This is a genomic window from Agriterribacter sp., assembly GCF_035445465.1.
In the GTDB taxonomy this organism is placed as follows: domain Bacteria; phylum Bacteroidota; class Bacteroidia; order Chitinophagales; family Chitinophagaceae; genus Agriterribacter.
Window position 1 is genome coordinate 17,614 of sequence record NZ_DAOMQT010000050.1, and the last position, 11,546, is coordinate 29,159.

Here is an 11,546-nt window from a genome sequence, read left to right on the forward strand (position 1 = left end):
GCGCTTTTGAGTGAATGAAAATCATCTTGTACAGCATAGGAAAAGAAAATGATGGCATGCTTAAATTGGGTATAGAAGATTTCTCCAAACGAATCAGTCATTATTATCCGGTGGAATGGAAGATCATTCCAGCTCCCAAAAACAAGCTGGGCTTGCCTGAAAAAGAGCTGAAATTGAAAGAGGCAGCTTTGATATTGCAAAGCATAAAAAAAGAGGATTACCTGGTAGCTTTGGATGAAAAAGGCAGTATGCTCAGCTCAACTCAACTGGCTTCGTGGATACAGACAAGGGCTAATGAAAGCGTTAAGCAATTGGCGTTTCTAATTGGAGGAGCATACGGGTTGGATGAATCGGTGCTCACCCGGGCCAACTTTGTATGGTCTTTATCTCTACTCACCTTTCCGCATCAACTGGTACGGCTGATTCTGGCTGAACAAATTTACCGGGCCTGCACCATCATCAAAAACGAAAAATATCATCACGCATAAGCTTATTTTAACCAAAGATAACTATGCTTGATCCTGATTCCTTTACCTTCGGTAAAAAGCAAACATGTCCATAACATTCATTATACTTATTGTTACCTGCGGTATTTCCATAATGGCATTCAGGAACAAAAAACTGTTGGATGATCTGATTTTTTATCCGCCTGCCATCTCGGAAAGACAGCAATATTACCGGTTTTTTACCTGTGGCTTCATCCATGCCAATTTTGCTCATCTTGCTTTTAATATGTATTCTTTCTGGATATTTGGCGAATATGTGGAAATACTTTTCATGACAGTGTTTGGACCTGCGGGAAGATGGTATTATCTGCTCATGTATATTTCGGCCCTTGTAGTTTGTTTACTGCCCACTTACTTTAAAAATAAAAATAATTACCATTACAGGAGTCTCGGCGCTTCCGGCGCTGTTTCAGCAGTGATATTCGCGTTTATCTTTCTTAACCCGTTGCAGGGAATAGGGCTTGTTTTTTTGCCAAGAGAGTTTATGATACCAGGATTTATTTTCGGATTTTTATATCTTGTACTATCGTCGTACTTAGATAAAAAAGGTGGAGGTAATATTAATCATTCCGCGCATATATGGGGAGCAGTGTACGGCATCGCCTTTCCAATGATAACCGGGCCGCTTTTTGCTGGAAGGAATTTGTTATCACGTTTCCTGGAAGCAGTGCAGTCATATTTTGTCAGCTTCTGATTTGAACCGGTTGCCTCTTCTTCCGCTATTACCACCTACCGTAGCTTCTAACTTCAAGTTTCGAATAACAGTTAGGGAAATGAAAAGCTACATGAACCTAATACCGGTTAATTATATTATCTTTTTTTACATAATTTTATTTTAACGCTATTATTTCGTCACTCTTTAACTAAAAGTATGCTTTTTAATTCTTTTGAGTACGCGATCTTTCTACCCTTGGTATTTATTGTTTACTGGTTCCTGCTAAACAAATCGCTGACGCTTCAAAATATATTTCTGCTTTTAGTAAGCTACTTATTCTATAGCTTTTGGGATTGGCGCTTTCTCTTTCTTTTAGCCTTTTCTACATTCCTGGATTATTTTACCGGATTAAGGATATCTAACGCAACATCCTCAGATAAAAAAAAAATATGGTTATTTATAAGTGTCTTTGTGAATTTAGGATTTCTCGGCTTTTTTAAATATTATAATTTTTTTATTGAATCGTTTGCCGAACTGATGAGCGCGATAGGGTTAAAGGCTCATTTAACTACTCTCAATATTATTCTTCCTGTTGGTATTTCCTTTTATACTTTTCACGGGCTTTCCTATGTGTTTGATATTTATAACAAAAAAATCAGGCCAACAACCAACTGGGTTGAGTATGCGTTATTTGTAAGTTTTTTTCCGCTTCTCGTTGCAGGTCCTATAGAAAGAGCAACCCATCTTCTGCCGCAAGTGGAAAAAATTAGAACATTTGACTATACGAAAGCGGTAGATGGATTAAGACAAATATTATGGGGATTATTTAAAAAAATAGTTATCGCAGACACATGCGCTGTATATGTCAATCTTATTTTTAACAATTCAGAAAGTTACTCAGGTAGTACACTGATCCTGGGGGCAGTGCTTTTCGCTTTTCAGATTTACGGAGATTTTTCCGGCTATACTGATATTGCATTAGGTACTGCGCGGTTGCTGGGTTTTGAATTGTTGAAAAATTTCTCATATCCATATTTTTCAAGGGATATTGCAGAATTCTGGCGACGATGGCATATATCGCTATCAACATGGTTCAGGGATTATTTGTATATTCCTCTTGGTGGCAGCCGGGGAGGAATGTATAAAAAAATACGGAATACACTTATTATCTTTCTGGTAAGCGGATTTTGGCATGGTGCAAACTGGACTTTTATCGTGTGGGGCCTGCTAAATGCAATATATATCATGCCCTCCATTATCCTCAAAACCAACAGGAATCATCTTGATATTGTTGCATCCGGCAAATTATTTCCTTCCATTAAGGAAGCCGTACAACTCTTTGTCACTTTTGCTTTAACCACTTTTGCATGGATATTTTTCAGAGCTAACGATTTGCATCATGCATTAAGCTATATATCTGGCATTTTTTCATATGATTTATTTTCCATTCCATTTCTAACCCATCCGGAATTATTCAAATCAATTATTTGCATTATGCTGATCGTGGTGTTTTTAGTAATAGAATGGATAGGCAGATCAAATAAATATGCCATCGAAAAAATAGGTCAAAGACAACACAGACTAGTACGCTGGGCGTTTTATTATGCTGTAGCGTTTTCCATCTTACTCTCTTATGGAAAAAATCAAGAATTCATTTATTTTCAATTTTAGTTATAATGAAAAAAAAATTTATAAAAAGAGGTACGCTTTTTTTACTCCTTCCTTTTCTTTTGCTCGCGTCATCATTATTTATAGCCGATGGGAGAACCGATCCATACTATATACGCTTTACCACCCCAAAGCAAAACAATATGATTGTAGGTTCATCAAGAGCGGCACAGGGTATACTACCTTCAGCAATTGACAGTATATTAAATAAAGGTGGCTATCACACCACTATGTTTAATTATGCCTTCACGATCAATCAATCGCCCTATGGCCCTACTTATTATGAGTCAATAAAAAATAAACTCAATGAAAACGCAAAGAATGGAATATTTATCGTTACTGTAGATCCCTGGACTCTCTATTTAAAAGAAGAAAAAGAAAACAATAAGATCATCTTTCCTGAAGATAATCTTTCATTAGGAAAAATAAAATGTGTAGACTGTCATCCTAATTTTGATTACCTGTTATATTCCTACTCCAGCCCATTATTAATGATTTGGATGACCAAATTATTGCGAATCCTGAACCTGGAAGGTAAAGAAAGCCTTTATTTACACAATGATGGATGGCTTGAAGTTAGTGTTGGCATGGATTCAACTGAAGTACAAAAAAGAATTAGAAAAAAAATTAAAGATTTGGAGAACGAATATCCGTCCGCTCCCGATTTTCACCTGTCTTCTGATAGAATTTATTACCTCAATAAAATAATCGAATTTTTCCGTAAGCATGGAGAAGTCTTCCTGGTCCGTATCCCAGTTCATGAAAAAATTAAGGATATAGAAAATAAGGTATGCCCACAATTCGATTCTCTGATGAATGATATTGCAAGAAAAAACAGTGTTGACTACTTAAACTTCATTAATGATTCTACCATATACGAATTTACCGATGGTAACCACCTTTACAAAGATTCCGGACATAAGCTGAGCGAAAAAATCGGTGAATTTATTTTGAATAAGCAGCTACAGGATAATTTCGAAGAAACTATGGGTAGTTTTTAAAAAATCGATCAAATTGCCATCCAATCACTAACCCACTACACAAAAAAAATTGTTTATGCCACAAACCCATATGGACTGGTCTGTTGTTAAATCTCTATTTTTATTCCTGCAGTCAGGATAGTACCTATCTGTATATACTTATTTCCAATTGCAAAATCTGCTGCGTTCCGGATGTAATTTTAAAACGGTCATCAATTCGATGGTTGACTACCCACAAAATCTTTTTATCCATCTCTATCACCCAGGTATTTTCCTTTTCAGACAGTGACAGTTTCCTGTCAATAAAAAAACGGGATAACTTTTTTTTCTTTCTCATTCCCAGTGGATAGAAATAGTCTCCCGGTTTCCATTTCCTCAACAATAGCGGAAATCGTATTTCCATACTATCAAGGTAGGCAACCGATTGGATTTCTGGTATTTCTTCACTACCTTTCTTAATCTCCCTTAACGTCAAGGTCAACTTTCCCCTCTCAAACCTCCGTTCCTTTTCTCCTTCGTTAATCACTATTACAGATGAAGTATTTTGCGGTAAAGGAGAAATAATCAGCCAATTCCTGTTCCTTAACATCCGATGTGTGGCAGACAAAACAAATCTACCGGAATCTGATTGCAGAAGTGCAATCACCTCTTCGGCCTGTTTTGCGGTAAAACCATATTCCTTTATAATTTCAAAAACAACTGTTTTCAGTGGTGTTGTTTTTTGCAATTTTTGCACAGCGATATATACTTCGCCACCGCGTTGCTCCATTAACTTCTTCCTGTGCACTGCTATAGACTGCATGTATAACATCTCAACCTCCCGGAAACGTTCCAGATTAGCCAATATATTATCTTCAGCACCAGGGTATTTTTCTTCTATTACTGGGAGGATATGGTGACGCACATAATTCCGGGAATATTTATCGGATGCATTACTCGAGTCTTCAACATAAGACAGCCCCTTTTCCCTGGCAAAATCTATCAGAACTTTTTTACGGGCGAATAACAGTGGCCTCACCAACCTGCCTGTTGCGGGCAGCATTCCTCTTATACCGGCTATTCCCGTTCCCTTAAAAAAATTCATCAGTACTGTCTCAATATTATCATCAGCATGATGCGCAGTCAGAATATATACCGGTTTATCTCTTTCAGTCTCCAGCGCAGCAGCAAGCTCATCAAACCATTTGTATCTTAATATTCTGGCTGCAACCTGTATAGAGATTTTATTTTCTAATGCATAATCTTCTGTTTCAAAACGTTTTACAAAAACTTCAGCTTGATAATGCCCGGACAGGGATTTAACAAAATACTCATCTCTTTCACTCTCCTCCCCTCTTAACTGAAAATTACAGTGAGCGATAGCAAACTGAAACCCGGTTAAGCGGCAGAGCTCACATAAAACCACAGAGTCTATTCCTCCACTTAGGGCAAGTAACAATAAACCATCAGGTTGAAGCAAGTTTGCATTCCGAATGTTCTCTCTGAATAATTGAGGCAGGTCATTCATATCGTGTTGATAAAAATCAATTGTTGAACGAAGGTATTATTCATTACTTAATTCCTCCCATGCTGCCTTCAACTCATGGTATGTTTTTGAATTATTCGCAGCATTTGCAGCATCCATTCCCCTTTGATAGCAGCGCAAAGCCGCATTTGTTTCCCCGGAGTGTTCCAATAATTGGGCAAGCTGGTAATAAGAACCAAAATAAGTTGGGTCTCTTTCCAGGATTTCTTCAAAAAGTTTTCTGGCTTCGCGCTGCTGCCCTTCCTTAACATATTCTAATGCAAGTGCATGCTGCAAAAAACTATCATGGGGAGAATCTTTTAGATAATCCAGTAATTTTTCTATCCGGCTCATATAACTTGTTGTGCATCAAAGATACTGAGTCTGCTTATTGCAGTCCTTCCTGATTTTAGTTGTGCAAACAGAATTTTACAGCATTCATTTTCCAAATTTATCAGGCTTTCTGGTATTTTTATTCATAATGAAGCCTTATCAGAAATAAACAAAATTATACACTTATATCAAACTGATTAATAATATATTGAACGATGCATATTCAAAATTCTTCTCAAACAGATGAGGCTTTATGGTAAAATAAATTATGAATTTGCATTTTGTAAAAATTTTGCACGCTTTTTGCATGGATAGCTGCTAATAAAATTCATTGCCAAGCCTAATCCTAAATCACTGTGAGAAAAAGGTCTGCTTTTATTTTCCTGCTTCTATTCCTGCATTTTTCCATTAAGTCCCAGGTAAATACCGGAGACAGTTTGGCCTTGGTAGATTTTTATAACAGCACCAATGGTATTGGATGGAAAAAAAATACGAACTGGCTCAAAAGCAGGGTGAGTGAATGGTTTGGCGTTAGCGTAACGGGTACAAGAGTTACCCAACTAAGCCTGATTAATAATCAACTGGACGGAATGCTCCCTCCGTCTTTAGGTAATCTTACCGCAATTACCGGCATCTTTTTAAGTAATAATAATATAGGTGGTAATATTCCGGTCAGCCTGGGCAATATTCCTAACCTGTATTACCTTTATTTAAGTAATAATAGAATTGAAGGTAATATCCCTAATGAACTGGGCAACGCTACTAACCTCAGCGAAGTCCATCTAAATCACAATAAATTAACCGGACCCATACCGGAATCTTTGCGCAGACTTACCCGCCTTTCTGAATTGATGTTAGATCACAATCAATTAACCGGGAGCATTTCGGGCGGACTTGGTGATATCCAAGTCAAAATATTGAATTTTAGTTATAACCAGCTAAGTGGGACTATCCCTGACAGATTAGCCAGAATTCGTAACCTCACAGAGCTCAGATTAAATAATAACCAGTTAACCGGTGAAATACCCGCGGGTTTAGCCCCTGTTGTTTGCCATTTGTTCGATTTAAGCTCCAATCAGCTTACAGGAAGTATTCCTTCCGATCTAAGTGTTAATAGTTCCTTAGTCCATGTTAACCTCAGCAACAATGCATTAACAGGGGAAATCCCTTCCTCTTTGGGTAATATGCCCGGATTGCAATCGCTCGAACTCGACAGCAATCAGCTTACCGGCTCTATACCCTCTTCATTCAACAAGCTGAACAGGCTTGTACGTTTAAACCTAATGAACAATCAGCTTTCGGGCAGTATCCCAGACGGATTGTGCAGTTTATCTGATTTGGAATTTTTGCAGCTAACCAATAATCAATTTACGTTTGACGGCATGGAATGTGTAGGGCAGAAAGATAATACCTCTTTATTTGCAAATTATACTTATCAAGACCAGAAAACTCTAACACTTAACCACACTAATTCAGAACTTTCGGTAACTGCCGGCGGAACGCTTGCAAATAATACTTACTATTTCTATAAAGACAGTGTTTTAGTAGAAACGCTTAAAGGAGATTCCGCTTTACCTGTTTGGGAAGGCGGAAAATATTGGGTTGAAGTTACGAACGACAAGGCTGATAAATTAACCCTTTACAGTAATTCCATTGATGTGAGCAGTAACATCATATTGCCACTTCAATGGCTGGGTTTTACCGCCGTAGATTGCTCCGGCAATGCCTGCCTGCAATGGGAAACAGAAAATGAGCAGAATACCTCCCATTTTGAAATTGAAAAAAGTACAGACGGAAACAACTTCACTAAAATTGGAACGCAGGCTTCCTATAACAGCCCGGGCAGGCATTCTTATAACACAACAGACCGCACTCCTGTAGCTGGCTCAAATTTTTACCGTATTAAACAGGTGGATGCAGATGGAACGTATACCTACAGTAATATTGCCTCTATAAGAATAAAGGCAACAGGAATGTTAACGATAGTACCCAATCCTGCTAATAATTTTATTATGCTAAGAGGGATATCAAAAGCTAGAAACGTGTCCATTTATAATACAGCAGGGCAATTGCTTAACCAATGGAACAATGTAAATGGCAATCAACAATTGAATATTACCAACCTTCAGCAAGGTATATATATCATTAAAGTACTGCAAAACAATGAGGAAACTACTCATAAATTAGTTAAGCAATAGCAGTAAGTAAAATACATTAAAGATTGAGAGGAAACCGGGGGAAAAGAATAACTGATTTTTACCCTTCAAAGCAACTCCCAAAAATTCTTTCGGCTATAATAAATCCCCTTATTATATTTGCAGGATACAAATGGTTGCATAAACAACTTTATAAGCAAATGTAACCCGTAGTCATTGCCTGGTTCGTTACAAGTGCAGGTATTCTTTCATTGAATACTTAGTTAACTGAAACAAAAAATGAACAAATGAAAATACTAGTTTGTATCAGCAAATCACCCGACACTACGGCAAAAATTGCCTTCACCGATAATAATACGAAATTTGCCGCTGCAGGCGTGCAATGGATCATCAACCCTTACGATGAATGGTATGCCCTGGTAAGAGCTATTGAAATTAAAGAAAAGGATCCTTCCGCTGCGCTTCATCTTGTAACCGTGGCGGGCGCAGATGCAGAACCGGTTATCCGCAAAGCGCTGGCATTGGGCGGCGATGAAGCCATACGCGTGAACGCCGATAGCCAGGATAGCTTTTATATAGCCGCTCAAATAGCCGAAATAGCACAGCAAGGCAGCTACGACCTGGTGTTTACCGGTAAGGAAACCATTGATTATAATGGCTCCTCTGTAGGGGGAATGATAGCCGAATTACTGAACCTCCCCTATGTTGCCCTGGCAACCCGTTTCGAAATAAACGGCAATACAGCCACCATTACCCGTGAAATTGAAGGAGGTGAAGAAACAGTTGAGGTAAGCACGCCTGTGGTAGTAAGCTGCCAGAAAGGAATGGCTGAAGCAAGAATACCCAATATGCGGGGCATCATGGCCGCCCGCACCAAACCCCTGAAAGTAACAGAACCCGTGGCTGCAGACAGTTTAACCAGTATTATTAATTTTGAATTACCGCCTGCAAAAGAAGGTGTGAAGTTAATTCCCGCAGACAATCCGGGAGAGCTGGTAAGACTGCTCCACGAGGAAGCTAAAGTGATTTAAACATTTCTCCTCCCTGTCAAATTAAAACCTCTACGCCGTGGCGGATCTCAAATCTTAAATTTAAAATCTCAAATTAAAATATGCCGGTACTCATATTTATAGATCAATCGGAAGGACATATCAAAAAAGCTTCTTTAGAAGCCTTAAGCTATGGTTCGCAAGTTGCCGCACAGGCAGGTACAGTTGCCGAAGGTATAGTGCTGGGATCCGTAAAAGACGATCTTTCTGCATTGGGACAATACGGAATCCAGAAAATACATCATGTATCTGATCAGCAATTAGACCATGTGGATGCACAGGTATTTACCGGCATTATTGCACAGGCAGTACAGGCAACAGGAGCCAAAATAGTGGTATTTGCAAATAATGCAGATGGCAAAGCAATAGCCCCCCGTTTGTCTGCCCGCCTGAAAGCTGCCCTGGTTTCGGGTGCGGTAGCACTGCCCGATACCACCAACGGATTTGTTGTAAAAAAATCTGTTTTTTCGGGAAAAGCGTTTGCCCATGTTGCACTGAATACCGACATTAAGATTATTACACTAAATGCTAATGCATTTCCGGCAGCAGCTTCAGCAGAGGCGAAAGCAACAATTATTTCATTTAATGCAACGATAGATGCAACCAAAGTAAAGTCAATATCAGTCAATAAAGTGAAAGGTGAAGTGCCTTTGAGTGAGGCGGAAGTTGTGGTAAGCGGGGGTCGCGGGCTAAAAGGTCCTGAAAACTGGGGGATGGTTGAAGAGTTGGCTAAACTGTTAGGCGCTGCTACCGCGTGCAGCCGGCCGGTGGCGGATACGCACTGGCGCCCGCATCACGAGCATGTAGGACAAACCGGTTTGGCTATAGCGCCAAATTTATATATAGCCATTGGTATTTCCGGCGCCATACAGCATTTGGCCGGCGTAAACAGGAGCAAAACAATTGTTGTTATTAATAAAGACCCCGAAGCACCCTTTTTTAAAGCCGCCGATTATGGAATTGTTGGCGATGCATTTGAAATAGTGCCCAAATTAATAGAAGAAGTTAAAAAGCTGAAAGGCGTAGCATGAGAAAACACGTTCCTTTACACTAAACCGCAGGTCATCTGCGGTTTTTTATTTTATGCCTCCCGGCCATTACCCGTTTTACAAAATTCCTGTACATTCGCAACAGATTATGAAGAAAATAGAATTGGAAATAGTAGCACTATCGCACAGTATTACTCAGACACATTCTTATGCCGTTGTACTAGGCGAAACAAACGGGTTGAGGCGCCTGCCCATTGTAATAGGGGGGTTTGAAGCTCAGGCCATTGCGGTAGCTTTAGAGCGGATGCAGCCCAGCAGGCCGCTTACACACGACCTGATGAAAAACTTTATGATGGCATTTAATGTAGACCTTCATGAAATTATCATCAGCGATCTGCAGGAAGGTATATTTTATTCGAAACTTTTATGCAGCAATGAACACGATACGGTGGAAATAGATTCCAGGACCTCCGATGCACTCGCGCTCGCTGTTCGCTTCGGATGTCCCATTTATACTTATGAACATATTTTGGAAAGCGCGGGTATACTGATGGAAGATTCCGGTAAAAAGAAAAAACCGGAGGAAGAACAACAATTAGTGCGGGAAACAGGTTCAAAAGACGATCTTAAATCCATGTCGCTGGAAGAGCTCAACCAATTGCTGAGTGAAGTGCTCGAACAGGAAGATTACCTCAGGGCCATTGCCATCCGGGATGAGATCAATCACAGGAAAAAGTAATATTAAGTACATTCTTATTAAAACACTGCCAGCCCGTGGTTCTTTTCCCCAATTGCAAAATTAATATAGGGCTTAACATTACCTCAAAAAGAGCTGACGGCTATCATAATATAGCAACTGTTTTTTATCCTATCAACTGGCACGATGCGGTAGAAATGATATCGCTGCCTGATAATAATGCTCTTTCTACCTCCCCAAATTTTACACAGTCTGGCCTTTCCATACCCGGAAAAGAAGCAGATAACATCTGTTTGAAAGCATATCAGATATTAAAAAAAGATTTTCCCGGAATTCCCCCGGTTAAGATGCATCTGCATAAAACAATCCCCACTGGCGCCGGGCTGGGCGGCGGATCTGCTAACGGGGCATTTACTTTACTGTTGATGAACAAAAAATTTAATCTCAACCTCACTGCAGAACAACTTACTGCGTATGCGTTGAAGTTAGGCAGCGACTGCCCTTTTTTTATGATCAATGCACCCTGTTATGCAACCGGCCGTGGAGAACAAACAGAGTCGCTCCCACTCGATCTTTCCGTTTATTCTTTTTTGATCGTACATCCGGGAATCCATATACAGACTGCGTGGGCGTTTTCCAAACTTAAACCTGCGCAACCTTCCAAACCCCTTAAAAGCATCATTCAGCAACCCGTGGAAACATGGAGCCATGAATTGGTAAATGATTTTGAAGCGCCGGTATTCCGCGAATATCCACAGATAGAGGAGGTTAAAAAGACACTCTACGCCAATGGCGCGTTGTATGCATCACTCACCGGCAGCGGCTCCGCGGTATATGGTATATTCAGCAAAAACAAAGCACCTGAACTGAAGTGGGGTAAAGATTATACGCAGAAAATAATACAATAAAAGCAGGCTGTTGCAGGTTTCAGGGAGTGCCCCCTGTACTTATATCCTTGTGCGTGCCTAAAATAGGTTGACATTTTTATAAATGTTCAAAAAGATCGAGC

The 11,546-nt window shown here is 39.6% G+C and carries 11 protein-coding genes; 9 read left to right on the top strand and 2 right to left on the bottom strand.

What is annotated here, in order from left to right:
- The first annotated feature begins 14 nt into the window (after positions 1–14).
- The 4 genes from PLE34_RS17750 to PLE34_RS17765 all read left to right on the top strand — a co-directional run bounded on the left by PLE34_RS17750 (position 15) and on the right by PLE34_RS17765 (position 3,830).
- Complete coding sequence (locus PLE34_RS17750; RefSeq protein ID WP_324559140.1) at positions 15–488, top strand: 23S rRNA (pseudouridine(1915)-N(3))-methyltransferase RlmH; 474 nt, start codon at positions 15–17, stop codon at positions 486–488.
- A gap of 64 nt (positions 489–552) precedes the next feature.
- A complete protein-coding gene (locus tag PLE34_RS17755; protein WP_324559141.1) occupies positions 553–1,200 on the top strand; it encodes a rhomboid family intramembrane serine protease in 648 nt (215 codons plus the stop codon).
- A gap of 591 nt (positions 1,201–1,791) precedes the next feature.
- On the top strand, positions 1,792–2,832 hold the full coding sequence (locus tag PLE34_RS17760) for an MBOAT family O-acyltransferase (protein ID WP_324559142.1): 1,041 nt from the start codon (positions 1,792–1,794) through the stop codon (positions 2,830–2,832).
- A gap of 5 nt (positions 2,833–2,837) precedes the next feature.
- A complete protein-coding gene (locus PLE34_RS17765; protein ID WP_324559143.1) occupies positions 2,838–3,830 on the top strand; it encodes a hypothetical protein in 993 nt (330 codons plus the stop codon).
- A gap of 124 nt (positions 3,831–3,954) precedes the next feature.
- On the opposite strand, the gene tilS is transcribed toward PLE34_RS17765, so the two are convergent.
- Both tilS and PLE34_RS17775 read right to left on the bottom strand, forming a co-directional pair.
- Positions 3,955–5,316, bottom strand: a complete 1,362-nt coding sequence (gene tilS, locus PLE34_RS17770; protein ID WP_324559144.1) for a tRNA lysidine(34) synthetase TilS — start codon at positions 5,314–5,316, stop codon at positions 3,955–3,957.
- A gap of 36 nt (positions 5,317–5,352) precedes the next feature.
- On the bottom strand, positions 5,353–5,667 hold the full coding sequence (locus tag PLE34_RS17775) for a tetratricopeptide repeat protein (protein WP_324559145.1): 315 nt from the start codon (positions 5,665–5,667) through the stop codon (positions 5,353–5,355).
- Between the two features lie 335 nt (positions 5,668–6,002).
- On the opposite strand from PLE34_RS17775, the gene PLE34_RS17780 reads away from it, so the two are divergent.
- The 5 genes from PLE34_RS17780 (at position 6,003) to ispE (ending at position 11,445) form a co-directional block, all read left to right on the top strand.
- Positions 6,003–7,844 (top strand): T9SS type A sorting domain-containing protein, encoded by a 1,842-nt coding sequence (locus PLE34_RS17780; protein ID WP_324559146.1) that lies wholly within the window; start codon positions 6,003–6,005, stop codon positions 7,842–7,844.
- Positions 7,845–8,089: 245 nt separating this feature from the next.
- A complete protein-coding gene (locus PLE34_RS17785; protein WP_324559147.1) occupies positions 8,090–8,833 on the top strand; it encodes an electron transfer flavoprotein subunit beta/FixA family protein in 744 nt (247 codons plus the stop codon).
- Between the two features lie 80 nt (positions 8,834–8,913).
- Entirely contained in the window at positions 8,914–9,882 is a 969-nt protein-coding gene (locus tag PLE34_RS17790; RefSeq protein ID WP_324559148.1) for an electron transfer flavoprotein subunit alpha/FixB family protein, read from the top strand.
- Between the two features lie 106 nt (positions 9,883–9,988).
- Entirely contained in the window at positions 9,989–10,579 is a 591-nt protein-coding gene (locus PLE34_RS17795; RefSeq protein ID WP_324559149.1) for a bifunctional nuclease family protein, read from the top strand.
- 35 nt (positions 10,580–10,614) lie between these two features.
- Positions 10,615–11,445, top strand: coding sequence for a 4-(cytidine 5'-diphospho)-2-C-methyl-D-erythritol kinase (ispE, locus tag PLE34_RS17800; protein ID WP_324559150.1), 831 nt, complete (start codon positions 10,615–10,617; stop codon positions 11,443–11,445).
- Positions 11,446–11,546 lie beyond the last annotated feature (101 nt).